Origin of the sequence: Bacillus cereus group sp. MYBK220-1 (genome assembly GCF_051916445.1) — a bacterium.
Classification (GTDB): domain Bacteria; phylum Bacillota; class Bacilli; order Bacillales; family Bacillaceae_G; genus Bacillus_A; species Bacillus_A cereus.
On record NZ_JBQAGQ010000008.1, the window covers coordinates 104077 to 122162 of the forward strand.

The following is an 18086-nucleotide window of genomic DNA, read 5'->3' on the forward strand; positions in this document are numbered from 1 at the left end:
AGAGGCAACTGATAAAGTGAAACTTTAATCAGTTGGGATTTTGTTAACTCCATTAAAAACAGCTGAAATATGGAGCGAAACTGAATCTCAAGAAGATGTATGCTATATTTAACTTATGGAAATTTGAAAGGATGTTTTTAATATGTCAAAAAGCGTTGTAATCGCTGAAAAACCTTCCGTTGCACGAGATATTGCTCGTGTACTGAAGTGTGATAAAAAAGGAAACGGCTATCTTGAGGGTAGTAAATATATTGTAACTTGGGCTTTAGGCCATCTCGTTACATTAGCAGACCCAGAAAGCTATGATGTGAAATATAAAAAGTGGAATTTAGAAGATTTACCGATGCTACCGGAGCGTTTGAAATTAACGGTTATTAAACAAACTGGGAAACAATTCAATGCTGTGAAAAGCCAGCTACTTAGAAAGGATGTAAATGAAATTATTGTAGCGACAGATGCTGGACGTGAAGGAGAATTGGTCGCTCGCTGGATTATTGATAAGGTTCGCATTAATAAACCGATCAAACGTCTATGGATTTCTTCTGTAACCGATAAAGCAATTAAAGATGGTTTTGCAAATTTAAAACCAGGTAAAGCCTATGACAATTTATACGCTTCAGCAGTTGCGCGTTCAGAAGCTGACTGGTATATCGGTCTTAATGCAACTCGTGCTTTAACGACTCGCTTTAATGCCCAGTTAAATTGCGGCCGTGTACAAACCCCTACTGTTGCTATGATTGCTAGTCGTGAGGATGAAATAAAGAACTTCAAAGCACAAACTTACTACGGCATCGAAGCTCAAACAATGGAGAAGCTCAAACTTACTTGGCAAGATGCAAATGGCAATAGCCGTAGTTTTAATAAAGAAAAAATCGATGGTATTGTAAAACGTTTAGATAAACAAAATGCTACTGTTGTGGAAATTGATAAGAAACAGAAGAAGTCATTCTCTCCTGGTCTTTACGATTTAACTGAATTGCAACGTGATGCGAATAAAAAGTTCGGTTACTCTGCTAAAGAAACATTAAATATTATGCAAAAATTGTATGAACAGCATAAAGTACTAACGTACCCTCGTACAGATTCACGCTACATTTCATCTGATATCGTTGGAACACTTCCAGAACGTCTAAAAGCATGTGGTGTTGGAGAATACCGTCCCTTCGCACATAAAGTATTACAAAAGCCTATCAAACCTAACAAATCATTTGTTGATGATAGTAAAGTAAGCGATCATCATGCGATTATTCCAACAGAAGGATACGTTAACTTCTCAGCATTCACAGATAAAGAACGCAAAATTTATGATTTAGTTGTAAAACGTTTCTTAGCTGTGTTATTCCCGGCATTCGAATATGAGCAACTAACGTTACGCACAAAGGTTGGCAATGAAACGTTCATTGCGCGCGGAAAAACAATCCTACATGCCGGTTGGAAAGAAGTATATGAAAATCGCTTTGAAGATGATGATGTAACTGATGACGTAAAAGAGCAACTTCTACCTCACATTGAGAAAGGCGATACATTAGCTGTAAAGTTAATTATGCAAACATCAGGTCAAACAAAAGCACCTGCACGATTTAACGAAGCGACTTTACTTTCAGCAATGGAGAATCCTACAAAATATATGGATACGCAAAATAAACAACTTGCTGATACGTTAAAATCGACTGGTGGATTAGGTACTGTAGCGACACGTGCAGACATTATCGACAAGCTATTCAATTCATTCTTAATTGAAAAACGCGGTAAAGATATTCACATTACTTCAAAAGGTCGCCAGTTACTTGATTTAGTACCAGAAGAATTAAAATCTCCTACACTAACTGGTGAATGGGAACAAAAACTTGAGGCTATCGCAAAAGGTAAATTGAAAAAAGAAGTATTCATTTCTGAAATGAAGAACTATACGAAAGAAATCGTTTCTGAAATTAAATCAAGCGATAAAAAATATAAACATGACAACATTTCAACGAAGTCTTGTCCAGATTGCGGTAAACCAATGCTAGAAGTAAACGGCAAAAAGGGAAAAATGCTCGTATGCCAAGATCGTGAATGTGGTCATCGTAAAAATGTATCTCGTACAACAAACGCTCGCTGTCCGCAATGTAAGAAGAAACTAGAATTACGTGGTGAGGGTGCAGGACAAATCTTTGCATGTAAATGTGGCTATCGCGAGAAATTATCAACATTCCAAGAAAGACGTAAAAAAGAATCTGGAAACAAAGCCGATAAACGCGACGTTCAAAAATATATGAAACAACAGAACAAAGAAGAAGAACCATTAAACAACCCGTTCGCAGAAGCATTAAAAAAATTAAAATTTGATTAAACAAAAAGGTTCCTACCTCTATCGGTAGGAACCTTTTATTTTAGTGAATGATTTTACTTCCTTTTGCATTCTCAACAAATTTTTCACTTGATTTGTTAATTGGTGTTTTCAGTAATAACGCAGCAACAATCATAACTACTACGAAAGCACTTAACACAAGTAAATCTCGCGTTACGATATCCCAAAGCATTCCGCCAACTGTTTCACGAATTGCGCTAATTGCGTATGTGAATGGTAAGAACGGATAAATCGCTTGGAAGAACGCTGGTGTCATTTGGATTGGGAATGTTCCGCCCGATCCTGCTACTTGTAGTACAAGTAAAATGATCGCCATCGATTTCCCAACGTTTCCGAAAATAGAAACGAGTGAGTATACGATACAAACGAAGACTCCTCCAATAAATAAACTAAATAACACAAACCAGAACTTATCGACTACGTACGTACCGAGTAAGAATATATCTCCCATCGATACGATAAACGCTTGTGAAAGACCTATCGTTAAGAATGTTAATAAACGTCCGAAGTAAATTTCATGGCTCTTATAATTCGCGCCCTCTTCGTGTACTTCTACCGTTAATAATGAAACCATTAATAATGCGCCTACCCATAATGCAAGCACTGTATAGAATGGTGACATAGCTGAACCGTAGTTCGGCATCGCAAATAATTTATTTTCTTTTAAATTTACTGGATTCGCAAAGTAATCACTTTGCTTCTCAACATCATTTTTCAATAAGCGTATGATGTCTTTTAAATCCTCTTCAGATTCAAAATCACGAATTTTATTTGCTAAGTCTTTAATCTTTTTCTCAGTCTCCGGCATTTCAGCTTTAATGTCTACTAATTTCTTTCTACCGTCTACCAAGCCTTTTGATGAATCTTCTAGTAACTTTTTAACATCTGGAAGCTTTTTGTCTGCATCGTTTAAAATTTGAGTTGTATTTTTCGACATCTCTTTTGTACGAGCAATTGCTGTATTGAAGTTAGGTACAATTTCTGAATCATACGTCGATAATACATCTGTTAATTGAGCTGATCCGCCCTTCGCAGCGTTGTTAATACTTTCAATTACATCTTTTGTAGGTTTCTGTCCATTGTTAAGAAGTGTAATCCCCTTATTCGTTGCATCTACACCTTTTTGCAGACTACTTTTCGCTTTATTTAATTTTGCAATTCCATTATTAAGATTTTTATCACTATTTACATCCGCTAAAACCTTATTTGTACTTTCTAGAACAGGAATCATATCATCGATTAAACCGATTCCAGCTTGGAATTGACCATTTAAACTATTTAAAGCTACTTTCGTTGAATCTAAATCGTTAATACCTCTATTCTTTACATCTTCTTTCGCCTTTTGTAAGTCTGCTTTTGCACCTTCAATACCATTTTTTACTTTATCGTAATCTGCTTTTGCATTATCATATGCTGTATTTGCATCAACTTTAGCTTGATCGACTGTGCTAACTGCTTTTTTATAATCTGCTACAAACGTTTCATTATAATCTTTTTCAGCTTGATCAATTAATCCATTTGCTGCATCTAATTTTTGATTCGCTACATCCGTTACATCTTTCTTTACTTCTTGTCCTTTGCCAATAACATTTACAATATCTTTAATACCGTTGTTTGCATTTTCCATACCGCTTTTCAGCTTAGTTAAGCGATCCACTCGCCCTTGGAAAAAGCTTTGACCAAAATCAGTCGTCGCCGATTTTTGAAGTTCAGTAAATACATTAATAAGATACGAAATACCTTCTGTACGAGCTTGCAATTGATCTGATACCGCATTTAAATCTTTCTTTGCTTGTTCTGGATCAAATTGCCCATTTTGCAATCCATTTACAACACTTTTTCCATAAGCTGTTCCTGCACGTGATGAACTTAAAACATTATTTACTGTTTGATTAATACTTTGTGCTATATTTTTATACCCATCACTATTCAACTTAGAAAGATCTGGTTTCGCCGGGAATTCAGGTAATCCATTCATTCCAGAGAAATCAGGGATGTTTAAATCAACACCTGGATTCATTAAAAAGTCAGTAAATGCAGCAGCTCTATCCATAACGCCTTGTGCTGCTACTAAATCATTTCTTATCGTCCCTGGAGCATTTTTTAATGTTTGATCTTGTCTTGCAAAGAACTTATCTAAATTCGCCAATGCTTCCTGCCCATCATTTATTACACTCTCTACAACAGGTAAATCTTTCTGCGCCACTTTCACAATATCTTCTGCTCGAGTCGCATCATCTAACGCCTTATCCATGAGTGTATTCATTTCTGGGAACTGCGCTTCTAACTTAAATACAAGATCTTTTACTTTTTCGATACTTGGTAAGTTTGTTTCTAAATCGATTCCAAGATCATTGAAAATTTTAAAAATCTCACCGTTTGCTGTTTTTACAAAGTTTTTACTAATTTCTTCTGTAATACCTGATGCACCTTTTGCTGTAATCTTCGGTGCAATCGCGTTTACTTTTTCATTCACATAGTAATCCAGTTCTGGTTTTTTAGGATTTTCATCCAGAACAGTTGCAATTTTTTCAGAGAAATCTTTTGGAATCGTAATACTTGCATAATAATCTCCACGCTCAACTCCGTAAATTGCTTGTTTTTCATCTACAAATTTCCAGCCAAGATTTTTGTTTTTCTTAAGGGAGTCTACAATCTCTTTCCCGATATTAATATCTTTCCCTCTTAAATTAGAACCTGCATCTTGGTTAGAAACTGCAATGGGAACCTCTTTTGTATTTCCATACGGATCCCAAGAAGCTTTAATGTTAAACCATGCATATAACGATGGTAAAATCATTAATCCTAAAACAATAACAATTGCAGCCCAATGTTTGGCTACATTCCGTAAATCTGTCTTATAAATACGCCAAATCTGTTTCATAGAAGTTATCACCTAATTATATATTTTTCCTTCTTTAGAAAATGATACATACATTTTGCAATTATATCACTTTCTACATCGTGTATTAACCAAAAACGTACTATTTTTTCCCATTAACTTTCACTTACTTCATTATATAACGAAGTGAGTCAAAGTATGAATACAAAATGACCAAATCGGTTTTACATTCAATAATAACAAATATATATGAAATGTCATAAAAAATACAAGTATTTTCTCTTGGAAATACTTGTATTCCTAAAAAAAATCCTCACAGCTTTTATTCTCTGTGAGGATTTCTTCTATTATATATCTAATTGAACCTCTACACCGAAATGATCTGAAATTACATTTCTGTTTGTACCATTAAAAATAACTTTTGAAGAATGAACTTTTTTACTTTGGTTACACAATATTAGATCGATTCGCAAATTATGTTTATTTTCATCCCAACCAGCAATCTCGCCTTGGACAGTCGTTCCTTCATCCTTCTCTATTGCTAATTCATATGTGTCATACAACCCTTTTTGCATCATATACTCATAACCTTCGCCTTTCAATCGAGCATTGTTATTAAAATCCCCCATTAAGAAGGCGAGCTTATTGCTATCTACACGCTCCATCAAACGATCGACTTGACCTTTGAATGACTCTTCTTCATCATTCCACCAACCGAGATGACAAGAGTAAAACGTTATATCCTTACCATTATAAGCAATTGTTGCACTTACAATTTTACGCGTTTTCCAATACGTTGTATCCTCGTTTTCTGAAATGAAGAACGTATCTTCTTTTATAATATTATGCTTCGTTATAATCGCTAATCCTTCTTCATACACGTCATAACCAATATGAGAGAAATCCCAAGTAATATTGTAATCTTTTACATGTAGCGCTTTTAACTCTTCTAATAGTAAAAGTCCAAAATTATCTTCTTTCTTGTTACCGCATACATTTTCAGCTTGTATGGACTGACTTACTTCTTGCAATGCGATGACATCGTACTCTTCTTCTTGAATTACTTTAGCAAGGTATTGTATCTTTTCTATTTGATTCTCTTCTTGCCAAGAATGACAGTTTAAAGTTAGCAATTTCATATTATTACGCACCTAACATATCTTGAATGTCTGACTTTAATACGTCAGCTTTCGGACCATATACCGCTTGTACACCTTTATCTTTTACAATAAGCCCTAAAGCACCATTTTGTTTCCACTGTGCTTCTGGTGCAACAACATCTAAATCTTTTACTGTTACACGTAAGCGTGTCATACAAGCATCTACGTCAGCAATATTTTCTTTTCCACCTAATAAATCGATAACTTTTGTTGCTAATGAACCGTCTTGTACATTTCCTGTTCCTTCTGATGCCTCATCTTCATTATCAATATAGTTACCTGCACGCCCTGGTGTTGGTAAATTGAATTTTTTAATTAAGAAATTAAATAGTGTAAAGTTAAGACCGAAGAACACTAATGAAACAATAACAAAGTTGATTAAGTCTCTTGTTAAACCTGCGTTAACCATCATTGGCGTACGAGTAATTAACTCAATAAATCCAAATGCATGAACACGTAAGTTAATTAAATCAGCTAGCGCGAATGCAAGTCCTGTTGTAATAGCATATACAACATATAATACTGGAGCAATAAACATGAACATGAATTCAATTGGTTCTGTTACACCTGTTAAGAATACTGCTAATGCTGCTGATAAAAACATTGGTTTATATTTTGCACGCTTTTCTTTATCAACGTTACGGAACATCGCAAATGCAATCCCCATTAACGCTGCTGTTGAGCCGATAACTTGTCCAGCTTTGAAACGAGCTGGTACAACGTTATTTAATAAATCGTTATATGCCTTCGTATCTCCATTTGCTAATAAATTATTTAAATCTGTAATCCATGCAAGCCATAATGGATCTTGCCCTGCTACAACTTGTCCAACTTTTGAACCAGTTAGCATCGTATATGTTCCGCCTAGCTCTGTATAGTTCATCGGAATCGTTAACATATGGTGTAAACCAAATGGTAATAATAAACGCTCTAACGTTCCATATACAAACGGTGCAACAACTGGTGCACTATCTTTTGAAGCTGCAATCCAGCGACCAAATTCATTTAACCCACTTTGGATGAATGGCCATAGAAGTGATAATACAATCGCAGTAACTGTAGACCAAAGAATTACAACGAATGGTACAAATCGTTTTCCATTAAAGAATGCTAATGCCTGTGGCAGTTTATTATAGTTATAATATTTGTTATATAAAGTAGCTCCTAAGAAACCTGTGATAATCCCTACGAACACTCCCATGTTTAATGCAGGTGCACCAAGTACAGAAGTAAAGTAATCTTTTACAATTAAATCTCCCGCTATTACTGAAGAAACTTTCGCTTTTGAATCCGCTAACATTTCAGCGTTTACCCCAAATATAGCTCCTGTAATTCGGTTTGTTAAGACGAATGCTAATAGCGCTGCAAATGCACCACCCGCGCGATCTTTCGCCCAAGATCCCCCAATTGCTACTGCGAATAAGATGTGTAGATTTGTAATGATTGCCCAACCGATGTCTTCCATTACGCGAGCGATTGTATGAACTGCGTTAACATCCCCAGCAGACATACCAATTAACTTACCGATGGAAATCATTAAACCAGCTGCTGGCATTACGGCTACAACAACTAATAACGCTTTCCCGAACTTTTGCCAAAAATCAAAAGACGTAATTTTCATCTGTTCTTCCTCCCCTTTATTTATAAAAACATAGTGATTTAAATTATAATTTCTGTTCCCTTTATGAAAACGATTCCTTATGTTACTTTATTTTTATCTTTACGCAACCGTTTTCATAAATCTATTTTAATAAAAGCGTTTTCACTTTGCAATAGAAATTTATTTTTTTTCATAAAAAAAGATGCTCAAAGAGCATCCTTTTTTATTATGAAATGCGATAAACCCTTGTTTCATAAGGCTTTAAAGCAATTGTTGTTACTTCTTCATGTTCCGCAACTTCATAGTTATTTAAAAGCAAACGTTTGCGTTCTAGTGCAAATGAACCCTCATTATACACAGCTTCCTCTTTTGAGATATTACTAATTACAATGACTTTTTCATCCTGTAACGTACGTGTATATGCATAAATTTGTGGATCGTCTTCTAAAAGTAAATCGTACGTGCCATAGTTCAGTACATCGTGCTCTTTTTTCAGGGCAATCATTTTCTTATAGAAATTGAAAATAGACTTTTCTTCATTTTTTTGCTTCTCAACATTAATTTCTTTGTAATTTGGATTCATGCTAAACCAAGGTGTACTTGTTGTGAAACCAGCATTCATCTCATCATTCCACTGCATAGGTGTACGTGAATTATCGCGGCAAGAAGCCCATATAATCTCCATCATATCTTGATGTGGTACGCCCTCTGCAATTTTCTCGCGATATAAATTTTTAATTGCTACATCATCGTAATCTTCAATATTTGGTAACTGAACATTTGTCATACCAATTTCTTGGCCTTGATAAATAAAAGGTGTACCGTGCATAAAGAAATACATCGCCCCTAGAGCTGTTGCACTTTCACGCCAATATTGTTTATCATCTCCCCATGTTGAAACGATACGTGGTTTATCGTGATTCTCAATATATAAAGCGTTCCATCCTTTATTTTCTAATCCTTTTTGCCATTTCGTTAATACTTTTTTCAATCCTACAACATCAAGGTCTTTCTTCTTCTCTGCATCCCATAAACTTAAATGTTCAAATTGGAATACCATATTGAACTTACCTTGCTCTTCTCCAACCCAAAGCTCAGCATCTTCAATCTTAACACCATTTGCTTCACCAACAGTCATAATATCGTACTTAGAGAATGTATTTTCTTTTAGCTCTTCTAATAAAGGTTGAATACCTTTCACATTCATATGTTTATCAAAAGATGGCACATATTTTAACCCTTTTGGATTTGGCATATCCTTGAGGCCTTCTTCTTTTTTAATATGACTGATCGCATCAACGCGGAAACCATCAATACCTTTATCAAGCCACCAATTAACCGTATCGTATAGTACTTCGCGAACTTCTTTATTCTCCCAGTTTAAATCTGGTTGTTTACGTGAGAATAAATGTAAATAATATTGTTCTGTTTCTTCATCATATTCCCATGCCGAACCATTAAAAATACTTTCCCAGTTGTTTGGCTCCGCACCATCTTTACCATCATGCCAAATATACCAATCACGCTTCGGATTATCTTTAGATGAACGTGATTCAATAAACCATGGATGTTCATCACTCGTATGATTAATAACTAAATCAATAATAAGCTTCATATCACGCTTATGAACTTCATCTAGTAAAGCATCAAAGTCTGCCATTGTACCAAACTCATCCATAATATCTTGATAATCACTAATATCATAACCATTATCATCATTAGGCGACTTATACATTGGACAAATCCAAATTACATCTATACCTAAATCTTTTAAATAATCCAGTTTTGCAATAATACCTTGTAAATCTCCAATACCATCACCATTTGAATCCATAAAGCTTCGTGGATAAATTTGATAAGCAACCGCTTCTTTCCACCATGTCTTATTCATAGTCATTCTCTCCTTTTGCATCCCATCGGAAATTTTATGCAAACGTTTTCGTAACACTATCATAACAAAATATGAACAGTTTGCAACTGTTTTCATTGAACTCTATGTAGATTCTTTATTCTTATGCTTTATTTATTTCTCACAAAGGTAAATCTCATTCTTCACCTCTCCTTGTCCACGCGTATTACAGACATTTTTCATATATTAATAAAAAACTCTGATTATTTTAGAAAGGAGTAATAAATTGAAGCAAACAAAATTAACAGGTCGTATCGTTGTTCCCACAGATCCTGACTACGACGTAGCCCGAATGAATTTAAATTTAAGTATTCCAAAACTCCCTTGTATTATTGTTTTTTGTCAAAATAACAAGGATGTCTGTAACGCCTTAAAATGGGCACATGAACGTCATATACCATTTCGGTTAAGAAGTGGACGTCATAGCTATGAAAATTTTTCTCTTTTAAATAGAGGACTTATTATTGATGTGAGTGAAATGCATCGCATTACTGTTAATACAGAGAAATTAACAGCAACAATTGAGGCTGGTGCAAATCTTGGCACTGTTTATAAAGAACTTTGGAATTACGGTGTTACAATTCCTGCTGGTACAAGTGCAAGCGTTGGAATTGTTGGATTAGCACTTGGTGGTGGTATTGGTATGCTTTCGCGCTTATATGGATTAACATGTGATCAATTAATGGAAGTGGAAATGGTACAAGCATGTGGAAAATTTGGTGCAAAACTCATTCGTGCAAATGAACAAGAGAACTCTAACCTTTTTTGGGCATGCCGTGGTGGCGGTGGTGGAAACTTCGGAATTGTCACTTCATTAACTTTTCGAGTCCACCCGATAAAAAATGTATCAATTTTCTCAATTACATGGAAATGGGAAGAATTTATTGCTGCATTTCAAGCGTGGCAAAACTGGGCACCTTATATAGATGAACGTCTCACTTCATCGATCGAATTATTCGCCAAGCAACGAAATAAAATCGAAGCACAAGGCGAGTTTATCGGTTCTCCCTCTGAACTCCATTCCCTATTATCCCCTCTTCTTGAAACTGGTAGCCCCTCTCTCTTTATAGAAGAAGTTCCTTATATAAAGGCTGTTGAATTTTTTAATGGAGGTAACATCCCTGAAAATTTCAAGCGCTCTGGTTCCTATGTCTATAAACCTATTCCCCTTAAAGGCATTCAAATCATGCAATCCTTTCTTTCTCATGCACCAAATAAAGATGCTAGTATTTGGCATCAATCGCTCATAGGTGCTGTTGAAAATATTTCGCCGAATGAAACGGCTTATTTTCATCGTAAAGCAATTATTGCTCAAGAATACATTACCTCTTGGAAATGCGATGATGAAGAAAATCGAAATATACGCTGGGTTAAAGGTTTACGAGAAAGCTTAGATCCTTATACACTAGGTGACTATGTGAACTGGCCCGATATCGACATTAAAAATTGGCAAACTAGTTATTATGGCTCTAACTTTCACAGATTACGTAAAGTAAAAACCATGTATGATCCTTATGATGTTTTTCATTTCCAACAAAGTATTCCTCCTTTTCATACGTGAAAAAAGGGGATAACATAAAAAAATCATCCAATATACCGTTACCTCGCAGTATGTTGGATGATTCAAGTTGATTTTCTATATCGTTTCAAATTCTTGCTCCTACTCATAAACTTTTACTTACAGATTAATTGTATTTCGTATCATTTTCATGCAATGAATGTAATTTAATATTTGGTACTTTATCTTTTTCAATACCTCTATTATAAGAAACAGGAACTTGAAATTCAAATTGCTTTGTCTCATGTTTTTGTAAATAGACTGGTTTCGGTACTGGATAGCTTTTTGAATTCTCGTTTGCATTATCATATAAAACAACTTTTAATGCTTGTGCATGATTACGATAATTTTTTAAAGTAACAATGCACTTCGGTTGGATATTCCCTCCATTTTTCTCCATTCTACACTGGCTATCTTCTTTTTTATATTCTATTGCTTCTACCCCTGTTTTTCCTGCATAATACCATGTTTTATTCAATGTCTGGAGGATTGTATTTAAAATAAAAGGCATCATTACAATCAAAATACTAGTACCTACTACTTTTATCTTATTCATTTTTCTAAATGTACTAGACTCCTTTTTTCCTAGCCATTTTAAAAATAATATAAATGCAATTACATGTAGTATGAAAGAAACAATCAATATATTTGAGACTTTATAATCCATATAAACATACGTATGTATCGGAATCTTATAGACATTGAATAGTTTTTCCCCAATTAATTCATTATCATTTGGAATTTTTAATAATAACAAAACCCCTATACTGTAACAAATAGCTACTAATCGATCATACTCAATACGAATCATTCTTTCTCCCCTTCACTTTGTATTTTATTATCGATTTTAGCTATTATTACCATACTATACAATCTTTTTATAGAGGATAACGTAAAAAAGTTCCTTATAAATATATAAAGAACCTTATTAATATACACTATGAATAAAAAAATCAATATACAATTTTCACATAGAGATTTCTTCAAAATATGTTGGATCATGTATTGTAATTTTTTTATCTAAAATTGTAACAATGCTATCATTTTTTAATTGTTTTAATACGCTGCTAACTGTCTCTCGAGATGTTCCAGATATTTTGGATATTTCAATTGTTGTAAGTGGGCATGAAATTACAATCTTTTCTCCACTCTGTTCTCCTAAATCCTGCATTAAATAATTTAACGTTTGGATAACACGATCTTGTGCATTAGGAATTGTAATATTTTGCACTCGATTTTCGTTCAATTTTAATATAGATGATAATTGCTGAACAACGTACATCAATTGCGTTCTGCTGGACTTTACCATATCTTCAAAGATTACCGTTGGAATATAATATACCTCCACATCCGTCATTGCTTCTGCTGTATAGTTATATCCTCTGTCTGTAAACATACCACCATAAGGAAAAATAGAATACCGCTTTACATAGTCATCGTATAATAAGTTCCCATTTTGATTAACCCGCTCTAACTTTACAAAACCATCTAACATGAAGTAAATTCTTTCCCTTGAATCCCCTTCTAAAAATAAAAATTGACCTTTTTTATAAGTTCGCCAATAAACAAACTCTGTTAAGCCTTTCAATTTTTTTTCTGTTAAATGAGCAAATAATTCGAACTGCTTTAAGTCTTTCACTACGTTCCGTCTATTCATAAAATTCCCTCTCTCTTGCTGTATGTTGGAGCGAAAAATCAAGAAAGCGTATTCAATTTGAATTTTATCATAATTAACTTGTATATTCAGATTTCATCATGAAAACTTTATGAACAATGAATACAAAAAATATTAATAAATAAAAAGAATGAAGTTACTAACTCCATTCTTTTTTACTACTAAGTAGCGTACACAATAATTTTAAACACACATGCATACATTCTGTTTTGAAATAATAGTACCGGCTTTTTCTTCTAGTGCTTCATATACTTTTTCTAAAGACGTAATAATTGTTTTTCTTTTTGGATTTGTATTAACAAAATTAATAGCAGCTTCGATTTTTGGAAGCATGCTTCCCGCAGCAAATTGTTGTTCTTCAATATATTCTTCTAATTGATTCACTGTGACATGCTCTAATTTTTTTTGATTCGGTTGATTATAATTTACATACACATAATCAACTGCAGTTAAAATAACGAGCGTATCGGCATCTACTAATTCTGCTAATTTCTGCGCAGCGAAATCTTTATCGATAACCGCTTCAGTTCCTTTTAACCCTTCTTCAGAATCAATTACTGGAATTCCACCTCCGCCCACAGCTATCACTATGTTTCCATCTTCGACCAAAGAATTAATCACTTTATGTTCATGAATACTTACAGGCTTCGGTGATGGAACAACACGTCTCCATCCTCTACCAGCATCTTCTTTAAACACTGCTTTTGTTTCATCCATTAATTTTCTGGCCTCTTCTTCTGTATAAAAAGGACCAATTGGTTTAGTTGGATTTTTAAATGCCTCATCTTTTTTATCCACAACAACACGTGTTATAACCGTTGCTACATCTTTGTTTATATTCCGTTTTTTCAATGCCTTTCCAATTGCATTTTCCATCCAATATCCAATCATCCCTTGGCTCATTGCCCCACAAGTATCTAATGGCATTGCAGGTGTCTTTTCCGTTTCTGCAGCTTTTTGCTGTAATAAAATATTCCCCACTTGTGGGCCATTTCCATGCGCAATTACTATATCCACATCATTTTCCATTATTTTCACAAGTTGTTCTGCCGTTTTTTCCAACGCTTCTTGCTGCGCTCCCGCAGTAGCTTCTCCAGACTGTATCGCATTTCCCCCTAGTGCAACTACAATTTTTCTTCGTGCCATATTCCAGCCCTCCAGTTGATTTCGCTTTCACAGCGCTTTATAAAGTAATACTGCCTGTAATTAATCCATAAATCGCAAAGAATGCTAAAGCACCAATTGCTACGGATGATGCTAATTCCACTCGAGTAAATATTTGCTTCGAACTCTTTTGCTTTTGAACATTGTAAAAAATAAAAATACCTGGCGCATATAAAGTCATTGTTAATAATAAATACTCTAAACCGGCTGCATAAACTAACCACACGCCATAAATACTTGCGATCAAGCCAATTATTATATTTTTATTTCGATCTGCTTCTTCAGACTTTAAGCTATGCTTCAGTTGATAAAATGCTGAAAAAGCATATGGGATTAAAATAGCTGAAGATGCTAAAGAGAATGCAAAGTTATACGCCTGATCAGAAACGACGAATGTTAACAAGAATATTTGTATTAAACCATTTGTTATCCATAATGAATTTACTGGAGCCTTATTTTTATTTTCTTTTGCGAACCATTTTGGAAATACTCCATCTTTAGCCGCTAAATATGGAATTTCAGAAGCGAGCAAAGTCCAACCTAACCAAGCACCTAATACAGAGATGACTAAACCTAAATTAATAAAGATAGCACCCCATTTTCCAACAACACTTTCAAACAAATAAGCCATAGCCGGATTTTTCAAACCTGCAATGTCTGCTTGCTGCATAAGTCCAAGAGACAATAATGTGATTAAAATGTAAATGATGAGTGTACCAATTAAGCCAATAACGGTTGCTTTCCCTACATCACTTCTATTTTTTGCTCGACTGGATAAAACAACAGCCCCTTCTACCCCAATAAATACCCATAAAGTTACAAGCATTGTACTTTTAACTTGGCTGCCAACTGCTCCCCATGAAAAAGAACCAGTTTGCCCCCAAAATCCATCTAAGAACGTATCAATATGAAACGCAAAGATTCCTATGACAATAAATACAAATACAGGTACTAATTTCGCGATTGTAGTTACTAAATTCACAAGGGCTGCTGATTGAACTCCACGTAAAATTAACATGTGAACACACCATAATAATACGCTTGCACCAATAATGGATTCTACATTTTGACCGCCTTCAAAGATCGGGAAGAAATATCCTAATGAAGAAAACAATAATGTACCGTAAGCTACATTCCCAAGCCAAGCAGATAGCCAGTATCCCCACGCACTATTAAACCCCATAAAATTACCAAACCCTGCTTTTGCATAGCTAAAAATACCACCATCTAAATCTGGCCGTTTTACAGTTAGATTTTGAAAAGATAATCCGAGTGCAATCATCCCAATTCCTGTTATAACCCAGCCAATAATAATGGCTCCAGCACCAGCACCTTTTGCCATATCACTCGCTAAATTAAAGGCTCCACCGCCAATCATAGACCCAACTACAAGAGCCGTTAGTGTAAACAACCCTAATTTCTTATCTTCACCCATTCCACTCACCTCTCTTTAATTGCAATAACAATACAAAAGCAATAGTGAATGATCGTGTCTAAAGGAGGAGAAAGAAGAAAGGAAGACTCCCTTTCTTCTTTACTCCATGTTTCCTAAAGTAGCTGCCATAACCGCTTTAATTGTATGCATTCTATTTTCAGCTTGATCAAATACTTTTGAATGTTTACTGCGGAATACTTCGTCAGTTACCTCCATTTCTTTCAACCCATATTTCTCATAAACTTCTTCGCCATACATCGTTTCAACATCATGAAATGCAGGTAAACAATGTAAGAAAATTACGTTTTCATTCCCTGTTGCTTTAATCATTTTCATATTTACTTGATAAGGTTTCAATAACTCGACACGTTCAGCAAATTTTTCTTCTTCCCCCATAGACACCCATACATCTGTATAAATTACATCTGCACTTGCAACAGCTTCTTCCACATTACTTGTTATCATTACTTGTTCATTATATTTTTTTGCTAAATCAATTACTTCTTGTGCAGGCCATAAAGATTCCGGTGTACAAATACGTACATCCATTCCAACGATTGCTCCACCAACTAGTAAGCTATTAGCAACATTATTTCGCCCATCGCCAACGTAAACGAGCTTCACATTTTTCAATTTCCCTATATGTTCTCTAATTGTTAATAAATCTGCTAGTGTTTGTGTTGGATGCCACATATCCGTTAATCCATTCCAAACTGGCACACCAGAATTTTGTGCTAAAGATTCTACAGTTTCATGATTAAATCCACGAAACTCAATTCCGTCAAACATACGCCCTAACACTTTTGCTGTATCCTCTACAGATTCTTTTTTCCCAAGTTGAATATCACCTTTCCCTAAATATTCAGGATTTGCCCCTAAATCTGTACATGCTACTGTAAATGCACAACGCGTACGAGTAGAAGTTTTTTCAAATAAGAGCGCTACATTTTTACCTTCTAAATAATGATGCGGGATACCATTTTTCTTTTTCTCTTTTAATTCTGCTGCCAAATCTAGAAAATATAACAATTCTTCTTGTGTAAAATCTTTTTCTGCTAGAAAGCTTCTTCCTTTTAAATTTGGTCTAGTCATTAACATAATTCATCCCTACTTTCTCCGTTATTTATACTAAATATCTTTACGAACAATTGGCATACTCATGCAACGTGGACCCCCACGACCACGAGATAATTCCGAACTTAGCACCTCAATCACTTCTATACCGTGTTCACGTAATAACGTATTAGATACATAGTTGCGATCATATGTAACAACTACACCTGGCGCAATTGCTAATGTGTTCGAGCCATCATTCCATTGTTCACGAGCAGAAGCAATTACATCTCCTCCTCCACATGGAATAAGAACTAATTCACTTAAGCCTAATACCTCTTTTAATGCTTCCATTAAAGAAGTACGATGTGTAATTTTAAGAGTTTCCTCATCTGATCCTTTTTCTAAAATATAAATATTCATATTCCCTTTTGGCCCTTGAATGGCTGGGTGAATTGTAAACTTGTCATAATCAACCATTGTAAATACTGTATCTAAATGCATAAATGCTCGACATTTTGGAATTTCTATTGCTAACACTTTCTTAATTTTATTTTGTCGGCTAAAGAGATTTTTAGCTAAACGTTCAATTGCTTTAGCTGAAGTACGAGCAGATACTCCAATCGCAATTGTTTCTTCATTTAAAATTAGCTCGTCGCCACCTTCAATTGGAAATTTATAATCACGATCTAACCAGATTGGTACATTATGTTTTGCAAATCTTGGATGATATTTAATGATGTACTCCATGAATAATGATTCACGTCTACGCGCTGGTTCTCTCATCTTATTTATCGTTAAGCCATCGCCCACGCTAGCTGCTGGATCACGAGTAAAATATAAATTAGGCATTGGATCTAAGTAAAACGGATAGTGATCTTCCATTAATTCATATAAATGTGTCTTCTTACTTGTTTCAATTTCGTTTTTCCGTACACCGCCCATAATTTTTTGAATTAATTCTTCATTTGAAAAGGAAAGTAAATATTCTTTTAAAGTTTGATGTGCAACATTTACGTCGGCCTGTCCTTCTTTTAAAATACGATCAACAAATTCTTCTCGAAGTTTTTTATCTACTAACGCCTCAGCGGCTAGTTTTTCTAAATAAAGAACTTCAACACCCCGATTGCGTAACGTTTGTGCAAAATAATCATGCTCTTTTTGAATAATTGGTAAGTATGGAATATCGTCAAATAATAATTGCTGCAAATAATCTGGCGTCAAGTTTTCCACTTCTTTACCCGGCCGTTTTAATAAAACCGTTTGTAATTCCCCAATTTCTGAAGTAACATGTATCGGATGTTTCATTTGTTGTACCTCCTTTTAAATATGTTTGATGT

12 protein-coding genes are annotated in these 18086 nt (G+C 34.7%); 2 read left to right on the plus strand and 10 right to left on the minus strand.

Going from position 1 to position 18086, the window contains the following annotated elements; all coding sequences use genetic code 11:
* Positions 1–142 precede the first annotated feature (142 nt).
* Positions 143–2332: a DNA topoisomerase III gene (topB, locus tag ACTFRU_RS24530; protein WP_069604063.1), complete on the plus strand. Its 2190-nt coding sequence runs from the start codon at positions 143–145 to the stop codon at positions 2330–2332.
* 40 nt (positions 2333–2372) lie between these two features.
* On the opposite strand, the gene ACTFRU_RS24535 is transcribed toward topB, so the two are convergent.
* The 4 genes from ACTFRU_RS24535 to ACTFRU_RS24550 form a co-directional block, all read right to left on the minus strand.
* A complete protein-coding gene (locus ACTFRU_RS24535) occupies positions 2373–5234 on the minus strand; it encodes a YhgE/Pip domain-containing protein (protein ID WP_336457349.1) in 2862 nt (953 codons plus the stop codon).
* A gap of 305 nt (positions 5235–5539) precedes the next feature.
* The gene (locus ACTFRU_RS24540) at positions 5540–6331 is read right to left on the minus strand and encodes an endonuclease/exonuclease/phosphatase family protein (protein WP_000771986.1); all 792 of its coding nucleotides are present in this window, start codon (positions 6329–6331) and stop codon (positions 5540–5542) included.
* Between the two features lie 4 nt (positions 6332–6335).
* Complete coding sequence (locus ACTFRU_RS24545; RefSeq protein ID WP_000705560.1) at positions 6336–7973, minus strand: PTS transporter subunit IIBC; 1638 nt, start codon at positions 7971–7973, stop codon at positions 6336–6338.
* Between the two features lie 205 nt (positions 7974–8178).
* Complete coding sequence (locus ACTFRU_RS24550) at positions 8179–9843, minus strand: glycoside hydrolase family 13 protein (protein ID WP_001044710.1); 1665 nt, start codon at positions 9841–9843, stop codon at positions 8179–8181.
* Between the two features lie 244 nt (positions 9844–10087).
* Here ACTFRU_RS24550 and ACTFRU_RS24555 point away from each other — a divergent pair, with 244 nt between their 5' ends.
* Positions 10088–11422: an FAD-dependent oxidoreductase gene (locus tag ACTFRU_RS24555; protein ID WP_440037941.1), complete on the plus strand. Its 1335-nt coding sequence runs from the start codon at positions 10088–10090 to the stop codon at positions 11420–11422.
* 124 nt (positions 11423–11546) lie between these two features.
* Here ACTFRU_RS24555 and ACTFRU_RS24560 read toward each other — a convergent pair whose 3' ends face one another.
* From ACTFRU_RS24560 to arcA, 6 genes are all read right to left on the minus strand, one after another.
* A complete protein-coding gene (locus tag ACTFRU_RS24560; protein ID WP_025710037.1) occupies positions 11547–12230 on the minus strand; it encodes a hypothetical protein in 684 nt (227 codons plus the stop codon).
* Positions 12231–12386: 156 nt separating this feature from the next.
* Positions 12387–13076: a Crp/Fnr family transcriptional regulator gene (locus tag ACTFRU_RS24565; protein ID WP_001081905.1), complete on the minus strand. Its 690-nt coding sequence runs from the start codon at positions 13074–13076 to the stop codon at positions 12387–12389.
* 201 nt (positions 13077–13277) lie between these two features.
* Positions 13278–14240, minus strand: coding sequence for a carbamate kinase (gene arcC, locus ACTFRU_RS24570; RefSeq protein ID WP_016121523.1), 963 nt, complete (start codon positions 14238–14240; stop codon positions 13278–13280).
* Between the two features lie 37 nt (positions 14241–14277).
* Positions 14278–15693, minus strand: coding sequence for an arginine-ornithine antiporter (gene arcD, locus ACTFRU_RS24575; RefSeq protein WP_000503412.1), 1416 nt, complete (start codon positions 15691–15693; stop codon positions 14278–14280).
* A gap of 99 nt (positions 15694–15792) precedes the next feature.
* Positions 15793–16791 carry an ornithine carbamoyltransferase gene (gene argF / locus ACTFRU_RS24580; protein WP_000930291.1) on the minus strand — a complete coding sequence of 333 codons (999 nt, stop codon included), beginning with the start codon at positions 16789–16791 and terminating at the stop codon, positions 15793–15795.
* A 30-nt stretch (positions 16792–16821) separates the two neighbouring features.
* Positions 16822–18054, minus strand: coding sequence for an arginine deiminase (arcA, locus tag ACTFRU_RS24585; protein WP_000682331.1), 1233 nt, complete (start codon positions 18052–18054; stop codon positions 16822–16824).
* Positions 18055–18086: the final 32 nt, after the last annotated feature.

What these genes read in the sequence shown, in the direction of transcription:
- topB (WP_069604063.1), top strand. Translation starts at nt 143, where the DNA reads ATGTCAAAAAGCGTTGTAATCGCTGAAAAACCTTCCGTTGCACGAGAT.
- ACTFRU_RS24535 (WP_336457349.1), bottom strand. Translation starts at nt 5,234, where the DNA reads ATGAAACAGATTTGGCGTATTTATAAGACAGATTTACGGAATGTAGCC.
- ACTFRU_RS24540 (WP_000771986.1), bottom strand. Translation starts at nt 6,331, where the DNA reads ATGAAATTGCTAACTTTAAACTGTCATTCTTGGCAAGAAGAGAATCAA.
- ACTFRU_RS24545 (WP_000705560.1), bottom strand. Translation starts at nt 7,973, where the DNA reads ATGAAAATTACGTCTTTTGATTTTTGGCAAAAGTTCGGGAAAGCGTTA.
- ACTFRU_RS24550 (WP_001044710.1), bottom strand. Translation starts at nt 9,843, where the DNA reads ATGAATAAGACATGGTGGAAAGAAGCGGTTGCTTATCAAATTTATCCA.
- ACTFRU_RS24560 (WP_025710037.1), bottom strand. Translation starts at nt 12,230, where the DNA reads ATGATTCGTATTGAGTATGATCGATTAGTAGCTATTTGTTACAGTATA.
- ACTFRU_RS24565 (WP_001081905.1), bottom strand. Translation starts at nt 13,076, where the DNA reads ATGAATAGACGGAACGTAGTGAAAGACTTAAAGCAGTTCGAATTATTT.
- arcC (WP_016121523.1), bottom strand. Translation starts at nt 14,240, where the DNA reads ATGGCACGAAGAAAAATTGTAGTTGCACTAGGGGGAAATGCGATACAG.
- arcD (WP_000503412.1), bottom strand. Translation starts at nt 15,693, where the DNA reads ATGGGTGAAGATAAGAAATTAGGGTTGTTTACACTAACGGCTCTTGTA.
- argF (WP_000930291.1), bottom strand. Translation starts at nt 16,791, where the DNA reads ATGTTAATGACTAGACCAAATTTAAAAGGAAGAAGCTTTCTAGCAGAA.
- arcA (WP_000682331.1), bottom strand. Translation starts at nt 18,054, where the DNA reads ATGAAACATCCGATACATGTTACTTCAGAAATTGGGGAATTACAAACG.